This is a genomic window from Salinarimonas sp. (genome assembly GCF_040111675.1).
In the GTDB taxonomy this organism is placed as follows: domain Bacteria; phylum Pseudomonadota; class Alphaproteobacteria; order Rhizobiales; family Beijerinckiaceae; genus Salinarimonas.
In genome coordinates this window covers 2,825,086-2,841,170 of sequence record NZ_CP157794.1, presented here as the reverse complement: position 1 = coordinate 2,841,170, position 16,085 = coordinate 2,825,086, and the positions used below count along the sequence as shown (strand labels likewise).

Genomic DNA, 16,085 nt, shown 5'->3' with positions numbered 1-16,085 from the left:
GTCACCCGAACCGCTCCCGCCACCCCGGCGGCTGTCCCGGAAACCCGAGCCCCGTCGCCTCGTACACGCCCCGCGCCACGGCGCGGGCGAGCACGTCGGCTGCGACGGCGCCGATCTCGGTCAGCGCGGCGGCGGGGTCGTCCCCCAGCGGCGCGCGCCCGGTCGCCGCGCAGAACACGGTGTCGCCGTCGTAGGGCGCGTGGGTGATCCGCAGCGCCCGGGCGAGGCCGTCGTTGGCCTGGACGGCGATGCGGTGCGCCTGGCCCTTCGTCAGCACGGCGTCCGTCGCGACGAGGGCGATGGTGGTGGCCGGCTGCGGCCCGCCCTTCCAGACGAGGCGCCGGCCGCGCTCGGCCGCGTCCGCCGGCAGGCCGAGCCCGCCGAACTCGTCGCCGACCTCCCAGGGCGCCGCCCAGAAATGCGGGCCCCCGCCGACGATCGCCGAGCCGATGGCGTTGACGATCACGAGCGCGCCGACACCGTGCCCCCGCGACGTGCGCGCCGAGGCTGAGCCGAGCCCGCCCTTGAGGTCGGCCGTCGTCGCCCCGTAGCCGCCGCCCGCCGTGCCGAGGGCGAAGTCGGGCCCCGCGCGCTCGCAGGCGTCCCACGCCAGCTCGCGATAGGGCGGGTAGCGCCCCCAAGCCTTGTCGCCGCCATTGAGCAGGTCGAAGACGATGGCCTGCGGAACGATCGGCACCGTCACCGGCCCGATCGGGAAGCCGCGGCCCCGCTCCCGCAGCCAGGCCTGGACGCCGCCGGCCGCGTCGAGCCCGAAGCCGGAGCCGCCGGAGAGCACGATGGCGTCCACCGCCTCCACCGTGGCGTCGGGCTCGAGGCAGGCCGTGTCGCGGTTCGCCGGCGCGCCGCCGAGCGTCGAGACCGACGCCACCGCCGGCTCCTCGAACAGGGCCACGGTCACGCCGGAGGCGAGCCCGACGTCGTGGGCGTTGCCGACCCTGATCCCGGCCACGTCGGTGATGAGGTTGCGCCCCCGCGACATCGCATCCCGCCTCCTTGATCTCGCGCATCGCGCGCGCAGCCCCCATCCTGTATCACGGCGCATCACGAGGCCGCGAGAGCCGGGCGGCCGCGCTTTTCCGCCGGCCGCATACGGATTACACCGACGCTCATGACGGACGTGTCGCTCCTCGCCGCCCTCGCGGGCGGGCTCATCAGCTTCCTCTCGCCCTGCGTGCTGCCGCTGGTGCCGCCCTACATGTCGTACCTCGCGGGCGTCTCGGTGGAGGAGATCCAGCGCGAGGACGATTGGGCGGTTCGCCGCCGCGCGCTGCTCACCGCCGTCGTGTTCGTCCTCGGCTTCTCCACCGTGTTCACCGCGCTCGGGGCGACGGCCTCGTTCTTCGGGCAGCTGGTGCGCCAGTACATGGACGTGTTCGGCTATCTCGCCGGCGCGGTCATCATCGTGATGGGCCTGCACTTCCTCGGCGTCTTCCGCATCGCGCTGCTGTATCGCGAGGCGCGCTTCCAGGGCGGCTCCTCGGCGGGGCTCGGCGGGGCCTACGTGATGGGGCTCGCCTTCGCCTTCGGCTGGACGCCCTGCATCGGGCCGATCCTCGCCGCGATCCTGGCGGTGGCGGGCTCCGAGGCGAGCGTCGGGCGCGGCGCCTTCCTGCTCGCCGTCTATTCCGCCGGGCTCGGCATCCCCTTCGTCCTCGCCGCCTTCGCGATGAAGCCCTTCATCGCCTTCCTCAAGCGCATGAAGTCGCGCTTCGTCTACGTCGAGAAGGCGATGGGGGCGCTGCTCGTGCTCACCGGCATCGCCTTCCTGACGGGCGGCATCCAGGCGATGTCCTTCTGGCTGCTGGAGACCTTCCCGGCGCTGGCGACGCTGGGGTGAGGCCCGGGCCGATCGCCGCTCACCCCTTGGCCAGCACCATGCAGTCGAGCACCGCGAAGTAGAAGCAGCCCGAGGCGACGAGCACGAAGGCGTGCCAAATGGCGTTGTGGTAGCGCAGGCTCTCCCAGAGATGGAAGATCACGCCCACCGTGTAGGTCGCCCCGCCCACCGCGATGAGCCAGAGCGTCGTCGGCGAGAGCGCCTCGATCACGGCGGGCCCGGCGAAGACCCCGCTCCAGCCGATCCCGAGATAGAGCAGCACGGCCGCCTTGTCCCAGCGCCCGGGAAAAGCGAGCTTCAAGGCGATCCCGACGGCCGCCGCGCCCCAGACGATGACGAGGAGCGGCGTCGCGACCGCGCTGTCGAGCTGGGTGAGGAAGGGCGTGTAGGTGCCTGCGATCAGCAGGTAGATCGCCGCATGGTCGAAGCGCCGCAGGATCCACTTCGTGCGCGAGGCGGGATAGAGGTTGTACACCGCCGAGACGCTGAGCACGCTCAGCAGGCCGAAGCAGTAGACCGCGACCCCGGTCATCTCCAGCGCGCCGGCGCGCTCGGCCGCGAACAGCGCGAGCAGAACGACGCCGACGAGGGCGGCCTTCACGCCGAGGGCATGCACGATGCCGTCGGCGATGAGCTCGGCTCTGCTATAGTCCCACTTCACCCGCGCGGGCGGGACGTAGGCGGCGGGCGCCGTGAGAACGGGGGCTTTCGGAACGGGGGTCTCCGTCATGGATCGCGCCTCCTCGGCTCGCGGAGATCCGCGCGGACGTCGCCGCCCTCGCAGGCGAGAGCAAAACGACGGCCGGTCGCGGCCGTTCCGGGAGACTAGCATGAGTTCGGACGAGCACCGCCTGGTTCACGAAGATTTTCACCTCGCCCGGGTGGACCTCTCGGTCCGCGTCGACCAGGAGAGCTACCTCGCCGAGGAGGCGCGGCTTCAGACCGAGCTCAAGCGCATCCAGCAGGCCTTTCTCCATACCGGCGAGCGCGGGCTCATCGTGTTCGAGGGGTGGGACGCCGCCGGCAAGGGCGGCACGATCCGGCGGATGGCGGCCGCGATGGACCCGCGCGGCTTCAAGGTCTGGCCGATCGGCGCGCCGTCGCCCTTCGAGCAGCGCCACCACTATCTCCACCGCTTCTGGAGCCGGCTGCCGGCCGCGGGCGAGATCGTGATCTTCGACCGCTCCTGGTACGGGCGCGTTCTGGTGGAGCGCGTCGAGGGCTACGCCGAGCGGGCGGACTGGCAGCGCGCCTACGGCGAGATCCGCGCCTTCGAGCGGATGCTGCTCGACGACGGCGTGCGGATCGTGAAGCTGTTCCTGCACATCTCCCCGCACGAGCAGAAGAAGCGCTTCGTCCAGCGCCTGCGCGACCCGCTCAAGCGCTGGAAGCTCTCCTACGAGGACCTTCGCAACCGCGAGAAATGGCCGCACTACGCGGCCGCCGTGGAGGAGATGATCCGCCGCACCTCGACCGCTCGAGCGCCCTGGACGGCGCTCTCCTCCGAGCAGAAGAAGGCGGGTCGCCTCAAGGCGTTGACGACCATCGTCGAGACGCTGTCCGACGGCGTGGACCTCGCGCCCCGTCCGCTCGACCTCGACCTCCTGGCGCAGGCGCAGGAACGCCTCGGCATTGATCCGCGGGAGATCGTGGGCACGTAAGAGGAACGTGGCGCGCGGGACGCCCGGCTTTACGTTTCTTCACGTTCTATTCGCACCTGCGAAACGGGGATATGGGAGACGGGAGCGGAGAACCCGCGGAACGCGAGGATGACGGATACCATGGACGCGCGCGTCAACGACGATCCCCCGTTCACCGACGAACGGGCTGCGCGCGAGCGCGCGGAGGACGGCCGACGGCCGGCGGGGCGGCCGAGCGTGCTCGCGCGGCTCGGGCGGGCGCTGCGGCTCCTCGTGATGGTGGTCCTTCCCGTCGCGCTGATCGTCGGCGCGCTCGCGGGCTTCTCCTGGATGCGCGCGACGAAGCCCGTCGTGCCCGTCGAGCGCCAGGGCGAGCAGGCCCGGCCGATCGCGGCGGTGGTCGCGTCGCCCCGGGCCGTGCAGCCGACGCTCACCGTCTACGGCCGCATCGTCGCGGGCCGCTCGGTCGACCTGCGGGCGCTGGTCTCCGGGCCGGTGATCGAGGTCTCGGACGATCTCGTCGACGGCGCCCGTATCGCGCAGGGCGAGGCGCTCGTCACCATCGACCCCTTCGCCTACGAGGGCGCCCTGATCCGCGCCCGCGCCGACCTCGCCGAGGCCCGCGCCCGGCTCGCCGAGCTCGACGCCCGCCGCCGCCAGGAGACCGACGGCATCGAGCGCGCCCGCGAGCAGCTCGCCATCGCCCAGCGCGATTTCGACAGGCTCACCCAGCTGCGCGAGAGCGGCAGCGCCACCGCCCGGGCCTTCGACGACGTGCAGCTGCGGGTCTCGCAGGCGGAGGCCACGCTCGAGAGCCGCGAGAACCAGCTCTCCGTCTACGACGCGCAGCGCACCCAGATCGAGGCCTCGCTCGATCGGCTGCAATTCGCCCTCTCCCAGGCCGAGCGTAATCTCGACGACACGGTCCTGCGCGCGCCCTTCGACGCGCTGGTCTCGAACGTCGGCGCGGAGGTCGGCAAGATCGTCTCGCAGAACGACCGGATCGCGACGCTCGTCGCGACCGACCGGCTCGAGGCGCGCTTCCTCCTCTCCGACGGGCAATACGCGCGGCTCGCCCCCGGCGGGGAGCTCGAGGGGCGTCCCGTCACCGTCGTCTGGAGCGCCGGAAACGCCGAGATCGCCCGCGAGGCGGTGGTGACGCGCGTCGCCGCGGAGGCCTCGGACGCCTCCTTCGCCGCCTACGCCGCCTTCACCGACGCGGTGGAGAGCGACGTCCTGCGCCCGGGCGCCTTCGTCGAGGCCCGTCTCGCCGACCAGGTCTACGAGGACGCGCTGGTGCTTCCCGTCGCCGCGCTCTACGACGGCGGCGTTTTCGTGATCGACGCGGACAACCGTCTGGCGCGCGTCGAGGTCGACGTGCTCACCTGGAGCGAGGACGGCGTCGTCGTGCGCGCCGCCGACATCCCGGAGGGTGCGCGCATCCTCGCCTCCCGGCTCACCGCCGCCAGCGCCGGCCAGCTGGTCGAGGTGCGCGAATGAGCGCCGCGCGAGACGAGGACGAGACAGACGCCGTGCCGACGGGCGGCGGCGGCATCATCGGCATCATCAACGGCTTCCTGCGCCACCGCATCGCGGCCAACCTGCTCGCGCTCGGCGTGGCGCTGCTCGGCCTGATGGCGCTGACGCGGCTCAACACGCAATTCTTCCCCACCGTCCAGATCCCGACGATCTTCGTCACCGTGGCCTGGCAGGGCGCGAGCCCGGAGGACGTCTCCACCGCCGTGCTCGACGTGATCGAGCCCGAGGTGCGCTTCCTGGACGGCGTCGACAACATCACCTCCTACGCGGTCGAGGGCTCGGCGCGCATCGTCGTCGAGTTCGTCGAGGGCGCCGACATGGACAAGGCGCTCTCCGACGTGGAGCAGGCGATCGCGTCCGTCACCACCCTGCCGCTGGATGCGGAGCGCCCGGTCGTCACGCGCGTCGAGTTCTACGAGACGGTGGCGATCCTCGCCCTCTCCGGCGCGGTGTCGGAGGACTCGCTCAAGGCGATCGCGCGGGAGGCCCGCGACGGGCTGCTCGACCGTGGCATCGACCGCGTCGTCTTCACCGGGGACCGGGCCCGCGAGCTCTGGGTCGAGGTCGATCCCGTCGCCATGCGCCGGCTCGGCCTCACCGCCGCCGACGTGTCCCGCGCCATCGCCAACGCCAATCTCTCCGAGCCGCTCGGGACGCTCGAGGGCGCGAGCGAGCGCACCCTGCGGACGCTCTCGCGCACCGACCGGCCATCCGGCATCGGCGCCGTCGAGGTCGTCTCCAGCGCCGAGGGCGAGCGCGTCTTCGTGCGCGACGTCGCGAGCGTCCGCGAGGCCCTGCGCGACGGCGGCGTGCGCCTCCTGCGGGGCGGCGAGCCGACGATCCTGCTCGACATCCAGCGCGCGGAGAGCGCCGACACGCTGGAGAGCATGACCGCGGCGCTCGATTACGTCGCCGATCTCGAGGCGCGCCTGCCGCCCACCGTGGACGCCCAGCTCTTCGACATCCGCGCCCAGGTGGTCTCCGACCGCATCGAGACGCTCTCGCTCAACGCCCTCACGGGCATGGCGATCATCGTCCTCGTGCTCCTGTTCTTCCTCAACACCCGCGTCGCCTTCTGGGTGGCGATGGGCGTGCCGATCTCGCTGCTCGCCACCTTCGCGCTGATGTGGGCGACGGGGCAGACGATCAACGCGATCTCGCTGCTCGGCCTCATCCTCGTCCTCGGCATCCTCGTCGACGACGCCATCATCGTCGGCGAGCACGCGGTGACGCTCACCGAGGAGGGCAAGACGCCGACGCAGGCCGCCCACGGCGCGGCGATGCGCATGCTCGTCCCCGTCATCGCCGCGACGACGACGACCCAGGCGGCCTTCCTGCCTGTCTTCATGATCTCCGGCGTCGTCGGCCAGATCATCGTGGCGATCCCGCTCGTCGTGGTCGTCGCGCTCGCGGCGTCGCTGTTCGAGAGCTTCCTCATCCTGCCGACGCATCTGCGGCACGCGCTGGCCGCGCAGGAGCGCGCCAAGGCCCGCGCGGCGCGCCGGGTGCGGCCCTCGCTGATGGCGCGGATGCGCGCCGGGCTCGAGCGCGGCATCGACCGGTTCCGCAACGGACCGGTCCGGGCGCTGGCGCGCATCGCCTTCGCCTGGCGCTATTCCACCATCGCGCTGGCGGTGGCGGCCCTGATCCTCTCCGTGGGCCTCATCGCCGGCGGGCGGGTGCAGTTCACCTTCTTCCCGACGCCCGAGCCCGAATACGTCACGGCCGAGATCATGTTCGCGCCCGGCATGTCGGAAGCCGCCATGATCGACGCCCTCGTGCGGGTCGAGCAGGCGATCGACGACGCCGACCGGCGCATCTTCGAGGAGCGCGGCGAGCGCGTCGTCACCTATCATTTCGCGAGGCTCGGCGTCGCCGGCCAGAAGCGCGGCGACAACATGGCGACCGTCGAGGTCGAGCTCACACCCGGCGAGGAGCGCCTCACCCGCACGCCCGAGGTGGTCGCCGCCTTCGAGGAGGCCGTGCCGGCGATCCCCGGCCTCGACGAGATCTCCATTACAGGCCGCCGCTCCGGCCCGCCGGGCTCGGACATCGACGTCGCCTTCACCGGCGCCGAGCTCGGCACGCTCAAGGCCGCGGCCGAGGAGCTGAAGCTGCGGCTGCGCGACTATCCGGGCGTCTACGGCATCGCCGACGACACGCCCTTCGGCAAGAACGAGATCGTGCTCGCGCCCACCCCGCGCGGCAAGGCGCTGGGGCTCACGACGGACGCCATCGTCTCGCAGGTGCGCGGCGTCTATCAGGGCGCGGTCGCCATGCGCTTCGCCGCCGGCGAGGAGGAGGTGACGATCCGCGTCGTGCAGGAGGGCGCCGACCTCTCGGTGGCGGGCCTGCTCGACATGATGCTGCGCACGCCGTCGGGCGCGCAGGTGCGGCTCGGCGACGTGGTCGCCATCGAGGAGCGCGCGGCCTTCGCGCTGGTCCAGCGGCGCGACGGGCGCGTCGCCGTCACCGTCACGGCGGACGTCAACGCCGACGTCACGCCCGAGGGCGAGGTGCGCGCCGACGTCGTCGACAACATCCTGCCGGAGCTGCGCACCCGCTACGGCGTCGAGACGACCGTGCGCGGACGCGCGGAGACGCAGGCCAAGGCCTTCGGCGACCTCGGCTTCGGCGCGCTCATCGCGCTCGCGGCGATCTACGTGATCCTCGCCCTCGTCTTCCAGAACTGGTCGCAGCCGATCCTGGTCATGCTCGTCATTCCCTTCGGCTTCATCGGCGCGGTGATCGGGCACTGGCTGCTCGGCTTCCAGTTCGCCTTTTTGTCGATGGTGGGTCTGCTCGGGCTCTCGGGCATCCTGGTCAACGGCTCGATCGTGCTCGTCGACCGCTACAACGAGCGCGTCCGCGACGGGCAGGAGCCCGCCGAGGCGGCGGTGGCGTCCTCCGTCGACCGCTTCCGCGCGGTGCTGCTGACGACGCTGACCACGTCCGGGGGCATGGCCCCGTTGATCGCCGAGAAGAGCCTGCAGGCGCAGTTCCTGATCCCGATCGCGATCACGCTCTCCTTCGGGCTGCTCGTCGCGGCGCTGATCATCCTGTTCGTGGTGCCGGCGCTGCTCGGCGTCGCCCAGGACCTCGCCCGCATCAAGCGCGGCTATCTCCGCGCCGCCGGCCTCGCCCCGGCGGGGTAGAGGCTCGGAGGCGACTGGCCTGCACGACCCACACCCCCGGTCCCTCGCCATCGGGGCGAGGGGAGAGCCTGCATCGCCGCCTCGCTGAAACGACGATCGTTCGGGCCGAGCTCGGCCTGCTTGCCGGGCTGAAGGATGACGACGCTGGTCAGACCTCCACGCCCGCCTCCCGCAGCCCCGCCTCGAGGTCGAACCCGAGCGGGCAGTGGAGCGCGCGCATGCCGACCGCGCGGGCGCCCGCCACGTTCTTCTCCGAATCGTCGATGAAGAGGCAGCGCCAGGCCTCGAGGCCGTAGCGGTCGAGCAGCGTGCGGTAGATCGCCGGGTCGGGCTTGATCAGCCGCTCGTGCGCCGAGACGACGACGCCCTCGAACCGCGTCAGAAGCGGAAAGCGCGCCTGCGCCTCCACCCATTTCTCCCGCGAGAAGTTGGTGATGGCGTAGATCGGCTCGCCCCGCCCGAGAAGGCGCTCCAGGAGCGCCATGTTCGGCTCGACGGCGCCCGGCACCATGTCGGCCCAGCGCGCGTCGAAGGCCCGGATCTCGGCCTCCCATTCGGGATGGCGCGCGCACAAGGCGGCGACCTGATCGGCGAAGGCCGCGCCGCGATCCATCTCCAGGTTCCAGTCCGGCGTGCAGACATTGGCGAGGAACCACTCCATCCGCTCGGCGTCGGCGAACATCGTCTCGTACAGGAAGCGCGGATCCCAGCGGATCAGCACGTTGCCGACGTCGAAGACGAGGACGGTCATGGGAGGCTCCGGTGCGCGTGGCTGCCGCGCCGGGCCTGCCACGGCTTCGTGACGGACGCAAGACGGCCGCCGCACGATCGAGGGCCCGCGGCGCGCGGTCGCGCGTTGCCTGTCCAGCCCGGTCCTCTCCCGATTTGACACGCGCCCGCGCTTTGCCCACTTAAACCCCTCGCGCCGTCGCCAGGGGCTCGGCGGCGCGTCGCCACATCCGCGCCCGTCCTGGAACGAACGCATGAAAGTCGTCGTCGTCGAGTCGCCCGCCAAGGCCAAGACGATCAACAAGTATCTCGGCCGGGACTACGAGGTCCTGGCGAGCTTCGGGCACATCCGCGACCTGCCGGCCAAGGACGGCTCCGTGGACCCGGAGGACGACTTCCGCATGCTCTGGGAGCTCGAGGACCGCGGCGCCAAGCGGCTCTCCGAGATCGCCAAGGCGGTGAAGGGGGCGGAGAAGCTGATTCTCGCCACCGACCCGGACCGTGAGGGCGAGGCCATCTCCTGGCACGTTCTGGAGGCGCTCAACGAGAAGCGCGTGCTCAAGGGCATGCCGATCGAGCGCGTCACCTTCAACGCCATCACCAAGGATTCCGTCGCCGCCGCCATGCGCGCGCCCCGGGAGATCGACCAGGCCCTGGTCGACGCCTACCTGGCGCGGCGCGCGCTCGACTATCTCGTCGGCTTCACCCTCTCGCCGGTGCTCTGGCGCAAGCTGCCGGGCTCGCGCTCGGCGGGCCGCGTGCAGTCGGTGGCCCTGCGCCTCGTCTGCGACCGCGAGCGCGAGATCGAGAGCTTCGTGCCGCGCGAGTACTGGTCGCTCGTCGCGACGCTCGCGACCAAGGACGGCGGCGTCTTCGACGCGCGGCTCGTCGGCGCCGACGGCCGGAAGATCACCCGCCTCGACATCGGCAAGGGCGAGGAGGCGGAGGCCTTCAAGAAGGATCTCGAGATCGCGACCTTCGCGGTCTCGAACATCGAGGCGAAGCCGGCCAAGCGCCACCCGCAGCCGCCCTTCACCACCTCGACGCTCCAGCAGGAGGCCTCGCGCAAGCTCGGCATGGCGCCGGCCCAGACCATGCGCGTCGCCCAGCGGCTCTACGAGGGCGTCGAGATCGGCGGCGAGACGGTGGGCCTCATCACCTACATGCGAACCGACGGCGTCGACATGGCGCCGGAGGCGGTGCGCGCCGCGCGCGCCGTGATCGGCCGCGAGTTCGGCGACCGCTACGTGCCGGACGTGCCGCGCAAGTACGCGACCAAGGCCAAGAACGCGCAGGAGGCCCACGAGGCCGTGCGCCCCACCGACATGGGCCGGCTGCCGAAGCAGGTGGCGCGCTATCTCGATCCCGAGCAGGCGAAGCTCTACGAGCTGATCTGGGTGCGCACCACGGCCTCGCAGATGGAATCGGCGCTGCTGGAGCGCACAACGGCCGACATCGCGGCCTCGGTCGGCCCGCGCACCCTCGACCTGCGCGCCACCGGCCAGGTGGTGAAGTTCGACGGCTTCCTCACCCTCTACCAGGAGGGCCGCGACGACGAGGAGGACGAGGAATCGGGCCGCCTGCCGCCGATGGAGACGGGCGATCCCCTCAAGCGCGAGCGCATCAGCGCGACGCAGCACTTCACCGAGCCGCCGCCGCGCTATTCCGAGGCGAGCCTCGTCAAGCGCATGGAGGAGCTCGGCATCGGCCGGCCCTCGACCTACGCCTCGATCCTGCAGGTCCTGAAGGACCGCGAATACGTCACGCTGGAGAAGAAGCGCCTCCACGCCCACGACAAGGGCCGCATCGTCACGGCCTTCCTGGAGGCCTTCTTCAAGCGCTACGTGGAATACGACTTCACCGCCGCGCTGGAGGAGCAGCTCGACCGGATCTCGAACCACGAGATCGACTGGAAGCAGGTGCTGCGCGATTTCTGGCGCGATTTCTCGGCCTCGGTCGGCGACACCAAGGAGCTGCGCACGACGCAGGTTCTCGACGCGCTCAACGACTATCTCGCCCCGCACATCTTCCCGCCCAAGGGCGACGGGGCCGATCCACGGGCCTGCCCCTCCTGCGGAGCGGGGACGCTGTCGCTCAAGCTCGGCAAGTTCGGCGCCTTCATCGGCTGCTCGAACTATCCCGAATGCCGCTACACCCGCCAGCTCTCCGCCGCGCAGGGCGAGGGCGACGGCGAGGGCGGGCAGCCGGGAACGCGCGTGCTCGGCAAGGACCCGGAGACCGGCCTCGAGGTCTCGCTGCGGGACGGGCGCTTCGGCCCCTTCGTCCAGCTCGGCGAGGCGGAGGGCGACGAGAAGCCCAAGCGCGCCTCGCTGCCGCGGGGCATGACGCCGGGCGCGGTCGACCTCGAGAAGGCGCTCAAGCTTCTCTCGCTGCCCCGCGAGGTGGCGAAGCACCCCGAGACCGGCGAGCCGATCAAGGCCGGCGTCGGCCGCTTCGGGCCCTATGTCCAGCACGGCAAGACCTACGCGTCGCTGGGCAAGGACGACGACGTGCTGGAGATCGGCGCCAACCGGGCGATCGACCTCATCGTCGCCAAGGAGAGCGGCGCCGGCGGGCGTCGCGGCGGCGGCGATCCCGGCCGGCCGCTCGGGGACGATCCCGAGAGCGGCAAGCCCGTGGTGGTCAAGGCCGGCCGCTACGGGCCCTACGTCACCGACGGCAAGACCAACGCCACCCTGCCCAAGGGCATGGAGGCCGAGGCCGTGACGCTGGAGGAGGCGGCGGGGCTCCTCAAGGCGCGCCGGGCCTCCGGCGGGGCGAAGAAAGCGACGACGAGGAAGGCGGCGACCAAGAAGGCGCCGGCCGCGAAGAAGGCCGCCGCGGGCGAGGAGGGCGCCGAGGCGCCGGCCAAGAAGACGGCGACGAAGAAGCCGGCCGCCAAGAAGCCGGCCGCCAAGAAGGCGTCGACGACGAAGAAGGCGTCCACCGCCAAGAAGGCCGCCACGACGAAGAAGGCGGCCGACGCCGAGGCGGATGCCGCGCCGCGGCCGGCGCGAAAGGCGGCCTCGTGAGCCTGCGCGACGGCGCCCGGCGCATCCGCGCCGATCTCGTCACGCTGGCGCGCGCGGTGCGCGATCCGCATGCGCCGCGTACGGCGAAGGCGCTGGCCGTGCTCGTCGTGCTCTACGTCGTCAGCCCGCTCGATCTCGTGCCGGACTGGAACGCGCTCACGGGGCTCGCCGACGACCTCCTCGTCGTCGTGGGCGGGCTCGCGTTGCTCTCGCGGCTGATCCCGCCGGAGCAGCTCGCGGACCATCGCGCCCGGGTCGAGGCGGGCCGGCCGCCGCTGCCGCGCGGGCGCGCCCGTCCCCTGGCCGGGGCGGTGATGTGGCTCGTCGCCCTCACCGCGCTCGCCTGGTGGGGATACGGCTGGATGGCGGGAGCCTGACGCGATGCGCCTCGCGCTCGTGACCCTGGTCGTGCCGAGCTACGAGGCCGGCCTCGCCTTCTTCGCGGATGGGCTCGGCTTCTCGGTCGTCGAGAACACGCCGCTCTCCGAGACCAAGAGCTGGGTCGTCGTGCGCCCGCCGGGCGGCGGCGCGGACCTGCTCCTCGCCCGCGCCGCGAGCCCCGATCAGGCCGCCCGCATCGGCGACCAGACCGGCGGGCGCGTCGCCTTCTTCCTCCACACCGACGACTTCACCCACGCCCGCGCCCGCATCGAGGCCGCCGGCGGGCGCTTCCTCGAGACGCCGCGCCGGGAGGCCTACGGAACGGTGGCGAAGTTCGCCGACCCGTTCGGGAATTCGTGGGACTTGATCGAGGCGGCGGGGGTGTGAGGAGAGCGGCCCTCGCCGCACGCGTCGTAGTAGCTTGTGGAACCACGCTGAGATGCAACCAAAAATATTGAAATCTTCACCCCGATCCATTATTAAAGAGGTGGTTCGTCACGGGTGGGAGCGCGATGTCCGACGCTGGCGAGAAGGCGCCGGGCGGAGCGCCTGTGCGAGTGACTCGATCTGCGTTCAAGGCGCGCGTGTCGGCGCTTCTGGCAGACGGCCGAGTCAAGGTCTCGCTGCACTTGAGACGCGACCACCCTGAGCGGCAGATATCGCTGGCGCAGATCGAGCGCTGCCTTCGGCTCGGCACGGTTCAAACGGATCCGTACCTGAACAGGTTCGGGAATTGGCAGGCAGAAATCTACCGGCATCTCGCCGGCGAAGGGCTGACGGTGGTTGCGGCGCTGGAGTGGGAGAGGCAGATTATCGTCGTCACGGCGTACCGATGAGCGGGAGCGTGAGGTGAGCTACCATTACACGGAATCCGGCCTAGACTACGTCTGGTTGGAGAACGGCTACAGCATCGAAACACATCCCAATTACGGCGATCTCGTATCGATCCAGAACGTCGGCAGCTTGCACGTGGCGATCGGGCGGTGGCTGCTCGTGCGCACGGAACCGTTGACGGGAGCCGAGTTCCGGTTCCTGCGCATCGAGATCGACGCGGCGCCGGACGCGATCGCTGAAGGGCTCGGGGTATCGGCGGATACGATATGCACTTGGGAGTCGGCGCGGAGCGAGCCCGTTCCCGTCGAAGCCGATCGTCTCCTCAGAAAGGCGTACGCAGCGTTTCTGGATCGCGCCGGGGACGGCCGCGCAACAAATCTTCCCGAACCGGGCCGGGCGCGGGCGCTGCGGCTGGCGCGCGGCGACGAGGGCTGGGCCCGCGCCGCCTGACCCTCACCCTGCGCGTAGATCCTTGTAGAACACCTTCGTCGCCCCGAGCCCGCCCTGGGGCCACAGCGCGAAATCCGGGATGACGCCCACGGGCACCCAGCCGCCCCGCGTATAGAGCCGATCGGCCGGCGTGCCGGGCGTGGTGTCCAGCACGAGCAGCCAGAGGCCGGCGGCCAGCGCCTCGCGCTCGGCGGCGGCGAGGAGGGCTGCACCGAGGCCGCGGCCGCGGGCCGCGCGGTGGACCAGCATCTTGGCGAGGTCGCCGCGATGGGGCTGGTTCGGCTTGCCCGCGGCGCTCACCTGCGCCGTGCCGAGGAGCCGGCCCTCCGCGCTCTCGGCGATGACCAGGATCGTGCGCCCCGCCGCCACGCTCTCGGCGACGCCGGCCCAGAAGGCGCGGGCGTCCTCCGGCGTCGTGTCCGCCATGAAGGAGACCGAGGCGCCGCCCGCGACGCAGTCGAGCAGGATCTCGGCGAGCTCGCCGCAGCGGGCGGCGGCCTCGGTCGCATCGAGGCGGCGGACGACGGCGTCTGGCATCGCGAGGCCTCCCTCAGGCGGTCAGGCGCGAGAGCACCACCGCGTAGCGCGCGGGCGTCTCGCCGGGATTGTGGAAGGCGACGGGGCGGTCGAGCCGCAGGAACAGGCAATCGCCGGCGGCGAGGCGGGTCGTCACCTCGCCGACCGTGATCTCGATCGCGCCCTCCAGGGCCCAGACCTGCTGGGCGAGGCCGTGCCAGCCGAACGGGTTGTCGAGCAGCACGCGCCGCCCGGGCGGGAAGGTCACGTCGACGATCTCCGCCGCCCCCGCCGCCCCGGGCGGCGAGACGTTGCGGCGCACGTAGCCGCTCTCCGGATCGGTCCAGGTCGCCTGGTCGGCGGCGCGGGCGAGGGGGGACGCCGCGGCCGGCGCGGGTGCGGCGTTCTCCGAAAAGAGAGAGGCGACGCTGACCTCGAGCCCCGCGGCGATCCGGGCCAGGATGGCGGCGGTGGGGCTGGCGTCGCCGCGCTCGATCTTGGAAATCGTGGCGCGCCCGACGCCCGCGGCGTCGGCGAGCTGGTCGAGCGTCCAGCGGCGCGCGATGCGCGCCGCGCGCAGGCGCGCGGGAAGTGAGGTAGGGGTCGGTTCCATGATCGGAGAATATTTCTCCGATCGGAGATGTCAAGCCATCGGCTGCGGACACGGCCCCGATACCTCTCCGCAGGGGAGGTCGACGGTGGACGGCCATCGGGTGGGGAGGGCTAGGTCGAACTCCAGACCGCCCCTCCGCCCCGCATGCGCGGCCCATCTCCGCCGCGCGGAGATGGCGGCGTCGCGTCCGTCATCACGTCCCGGCCGCGAGCGCCCGCTCGATCGCCATGATCACGCGCGGGTCGGTGGGCGCGGTCGTGGTGCCGAAGGCGGCGGCGAGGCGGCCGTCCGGGCCCACCAGGTACTTGTGGAAGTTCCAGCGCGGGCCCTGGCCCGGGCGCTCGCGCGCGGCCCAGGCGTAGAAGGGGTGGGCGTCGGCCCCGATCACGTGGCTCTTGGCCGCGAGGGGGAAGGTGACGCCGTAGGCGCCCTCGCAGAAGGCGGCGATGTCCGCGTTGTCGGACAGTTCCTGGCGGAAGTCGTTGGAGGGCACGCCGATCACCACGAGCCCGCGCGGGCCGTAGCGCTCGTGCAGGGTCTGCAGGCCGCCGAGCTGGCTCGTGAAGCCGCAGCGCGACGCGGTGTTGACCACGAGGACCGGGCGCCCCGCATGGGCGGCGAGGTCGATGCGCCCGCCCTCGATCCCGTCGAAGGAGAAGGCGTGCGCCGTGGGGCGGGACATCGGCGCCGGCTCCTCGGCGCGGGCGGAGGACGCGGCGACGCCGGCGGCGGCGAGCACGGCCGCGGGGGCGAGGGCGAGAAGGCCGGCGGCGAGGACGGCGAGGCGGATCGGCACGGGCGGGCTCCGTCGGTCTCGGGCGAGGGGCATCGCACGAGGAGATGGCGCGGACGCCTCGCCCGCCAAGCCTGCGCTCGGCCTCTCAGAATGCGACGTAGAGCCCCAGTGCGGCGACCGCGCCGGCGGTGACCCAGATCGCCGTCGAGCCGTAGCCGCGCGCACGGGGGGCCGGCTCGTCCGCTGTCCAGGCGAAGGCTTCGCCTGCCGATTGCGCGGCGCGCTTGAGATGGGAGGCGTGCGCCTCGATGCCGACGGCCTTGCCCTCGGCGAGATCGCGCGCGCTGCGGCTCGGCGGCTTCGGGCGGGAGCGGTCGTGCCGTCTCGCCGTGGATGTCGTCATGACCTCCTCCTCACGTCCGGCCGCCTGTCGGCGCCCCATCCGGCCCTTCGCTCCCCCCGGGCTTTCGACCGTGCCCTTGAAAGATGACGCTACCACGACGCCGTTAACGAGACGAGATCGGGATGCGCGCGGATCGGCCTCGCCGAGGCGGATCGTCGGCGCGGCGTTGCCAGAGCGCGGCCGCCACCCTAGAACGGGG

Annotated in this window: 16 protein-coding genes; 9 read left to right on the top strand and 7 right to left on the bottom strand. The window is 71.9% G+C overall.

Annotated elements, in window-relative coordinates:
- Position 1: 1 nt before the first annotated feature.
- Positions 2–1,000, bottom strand: coding sequence for a P1 family peptidase (locus ABL310_RS13185; RefSeq protein WP_349367473.1), 999 nt, complete (start codon positions 998–1,000; stop codon positions 2–4).
- Between the two features lie 129 nt (positions 1,001–1,129).
- Here ABL310_RS13185 and ABL310_RS13180 point away from each other — a divergent pair, with 129 nt between their 5' ends.
- Entirely contained in the window at positions 1,130–1,858 is a 729-nt protein-coding gene (locus tag ABL310_RS13180; RefSeq protein WP_349367472.1) for a cytochrome c biogenesis protein CcdA, read from the top strand.
- A gap of 19 nt (positions 1,859–1,877) precedes the next feature.
- Here ABL310_RS13180 and ABL310_RS13175 read toward each other — a convergent pair whose 3' ends face one another.
- Positions 1,878–2,588, bottom strand: a complete 711-nt coding sequence (locus tag ABL310_RS13175) for a hemolysin III family protein (protein WP_349367471.1) — start codon at positions 2,586–2,588, stop codon at positions 1,878–1,880.
- A 100-nt stretch (positions 2,589–2,688) separates the two neighbouring features.
- On the opposite strand from ABL310_RS13175, the gene ABL310_RS13170 reads away from it, so the two are divergent.
- From ABL310_RS13170 to ABL310_RS13160, 3 genes are all read left to right on the top strand, one after another.
- Positions 2,689–3,519 (top strand): polyphosphate kinase, encoded by an 831-nt coding sequence (locus ABL310_RS13170; protein ID WP_349367470.1) that lies wholly within the window; start codon positions 2,689–2,691, stop codon positions 3,517–3,519.
- Positions 3,520–3,627: 108 nt separating this feature from the next.
- Positions 3,628–4,998: an HlyD family efflux transporter periplasmic adaptor subunit gene (locus ABL310_RS13165; RefSeq protein ID WP_349367469.1), complete on the top strand. Its 1,371-nt coding sequence runs from the start codon at positions 3,628–3,630 to the stop codon at positions 4,996–4,998.
- The gene (locus ABL310_RS13160; protein ID WP_349367468.1) at positions 4,995–8,192 is read left to right on the top strand and encodes an efflux RND transporter permease subunit; all 3,198 of its coding nucleotides are present in this window, start codon (positions 4,995–4,997) and stop codon (positions 8,190–8,192) included. The genes ABL310_RS13165 and ABL310_RS13160 overlap by 4 nt, the downstream gene beginning before the upstream one ends.
- Before the next feature lie 148 nt (positions 8,193–8,340).
- Here ABL310_RS13160 and ABL310_RS13155 read toward each other — a convergent pair whose 3' ends face one another.
- A complete protein-coding gene (locus ABL310_RS13155) occupies positions 8,341–8,943 on the bottom strand; it encodes an HAD family phosphatase (protein WP_349367467.1) in 603 nt (200 codons plus the stop codon).
- A 232-nt stretch (positions 8,944–9,175) separates the two neighbouring features.
- Here ABL310_RS13155 and topA point away from each other — a divergent pair, with 232 nt between their 5' ends.
- The 5 genes from topA to ABL310_RS13130 all read left to right on the top strand — a co-directional run bounded on the left by topA (position 9,176) and on the right by ABL310_RS13130 (position 13,618).
- Positions 9,176–11,953, top strand: a complete 2,778-nt coding sequence (gene topA, locus ABL310_RS13150; protein WP_349367466.1) for a type I DNA topoisomerase — start codon at positions 9,176–9,178, stop codon at positions 11,951–11,953.
- Complete coding sequence (locus tag ABL310_RS13145) at positions 11,950–12,330, top strand: DUF1232 domain-containing protein (RefSeq protein ID WP_349367465.1); 381 nt, start codon at positions 11,950–11,952, stop codon at positions 12,328–12,330. The genes topA and ABL310_RS13145 overlap by 4 nt, the downstream gene beginning before the upstream one ends.
- Positions 12,331–12,334: 4 nt before the next feature.
- The gene (locus ABL310_RS13140; protein ID WP_349367464.1) at positions 12,335–12,721 is read left to right on the top strand and encodes a VOC family protein; all 387 of its coding nucleotides are present in this window, start codon (positions 12,335–12,337) and stop codon (positions 12,719–12,721) included.
- Positions 12,722–12,846: 125 nt separating this feature from the next.
- Positions 12,847–13,170 carry a DUF4258 domain-containing protein gene (locus ABL310_RS13135; RefSeq protein WP_349367463.1) on the top strand — a complete coding sequence of 108 codons (324 nt, stop codon included), beginning with the start codon at positions 12,847–12,849 and terminating at the stop codon, positions 13,168–13,170.
- Between the two features lie 13 nt (positions 13,171–13,183).
- Complete coding sequence (locus ABL310_RS13130) at positions 13,184–13,618, top strand: hypothetical protein (RefSeq protein WP_349367462.1); 435 nt, start codon at positions 13,184–13,186, stop codon at positions 13,616–13,618.
- 3 nt (positions 13,619–13,621) lie between these two features.
- On the opposite strand, the gene ABL310_RS13125 is transcribed toward ABL310_RS13130, so the two are convergent.
- The 4 genes from ABL310_RS13125 to ABL310_RS13110 all read right to left on the bottom strand — a co-directional run bounded on the left by ABL310_RS13125 (position 13,622) and on the right by ABL310_RS13110 (position 15,886).
- Complete coding sequence (locus ABL310_RS13125) at positions 13,622–14,155, bottom strand: GNAT family N-acetyltransferase (RefSeq protein ID WP_349367461.1); 534 nt, start codon at positions 14,153–14,155, stop codon at positions 13,622–13,624.
- A gap of 13 nt (positions 14,156–14,168) precedes the next feature.
- The gene (locus ABL310_RS13120; protein ID WP_349367460.1) at positions 14,169–14,747 is read right to left on the bottom strand and encodes an XRE family transcriptional regulator; all 579 of its coding nucleotides are present in this window, start codon (positions 14,745–14,747) and stop codon (positions 14,169–14,171) included.
- A gap of 193 nt (positions 14,748–14,940) precedes the next feature.
- Positions 14,941–15,543: a glutathione peroxidase gene (locus ABL310_RS13115; RefSeq protein WP_349367459.1), complete on the bottom strand. Its 603-nt coding sequence runs from the start codon at positions 15,541–15,543 to the stop codon at positions 14,941–14,943.
- Positions 15,544–15,628: 85 nt separating this feature from the next.
- Positions 15,629–15,886: a hypothetical protein gene (locus ABL310_RS13110; protein ID WP_349367458.1), complete on the bottom strand. Its 258-nt coding sequence runs from the start codon at positions 15,884–15,886 to the stop codon at positions 15,629–15,631.
- Between the last annotated feature and the right edge of the window lie 199 nt (positions 15,887–16,085).

Excerpts from the sequence above, each read along its gene's own strand:
- ABL310_RS13185 (WP_349367473.1), bottom strand. The coding sequence starts at position 1,000 with ATGTCGCGGGGGCGCAACCTCATCACCGACGTGGCCGGGATCAGGGTC.
- ABL310_RS13180 (WP_349367472.1), top strand. The coding sequence starts at position 1,130 with ATGACGGACGTGTCGCTCCTCGCCGCCCTCGCGGGCGGGCTCATCAGC.
- ABL310_RS13175 (WP_349367471.1), bottom strand. The coding sequence starts at position 2,588 with ATGACGGAGACCCCCGTTCCGAAAGCCCCCGTTCTCACGGCGCCCGCC.
- ABL310_RS13170 (WP_349367470.1), top strand. The coding sequence starts at position 2,689 with ATGAGTTCGGACGAGCACCGCCTGGTTCACGAAGATTTTCACCTCGCC.
- ABL310_RS13165 (WP_349367469.1), top strand. The coding sequence starts at position 3,628 with ATGACGGATACCATGGACGCGCGCGTCAACGACGATCCCCCGTTCACC.
- ABL310_RS13160 (WP_349367468.1), top strand. The coding sequence starts at position 4,995 with ATGAGCGCCGCGCGAGACGAGGACGAGACAGACGCCGTGCCGACGGGC.
- ABL310_RS13155 (WP_349367467.1), bottom strand. The coding sequence starts at position 8,943 with ATGACCGTCCTCGTCTTCGACGTCGGCAACGTGCTGATCCGCTGGGAT.
- topA (WP_349367466.1), top strand. The coding sequence starts at position 9,176 with ATGAAAGTCGTCGTCGTCGAGTCGCCCGCCAAGGCCAAGACGATCAAC.
- ABL310_RS13140 (WP_349367464.1), top strand. The coding sequence starts at position 12,335 with ATGCGCCTCGCGCTCGTGACCCTGGTCGTGCCGAGCTACGAGGCCGGC.
- ABL310_RS13135 (WP_349367463.1), top strand. The coding sequence starts at position 12,847 with ATGTCCGACGCTGGCGAGAAGGCGCCGGGCGGAGCGCCTGTGCGAGTG.
- ABL310_RS13125 (WP_349367461.1), bottom strand. The coding sequence starts at position 14,155 with ATGCCAGACGCCGTCGTCCGCCGCCTCGATGCGACCGAGGCCGCCGCC.
- ABL310_RS13120 (WP_349367460.1), bottom strand. The coding sequence starts at position 14,747 with ATGGAACCGACCCCTACCTCACTTCCCGCGCGCCTGCGCGCGGCGCGC.
- ABL310_RS13110 (WP_349367458.1), bottom strand. The coding sequence starts at position 15,886 with ATGACGACATCCACGGCGAGACGGCACGACCGCTCCCGCCCGAAGCCG.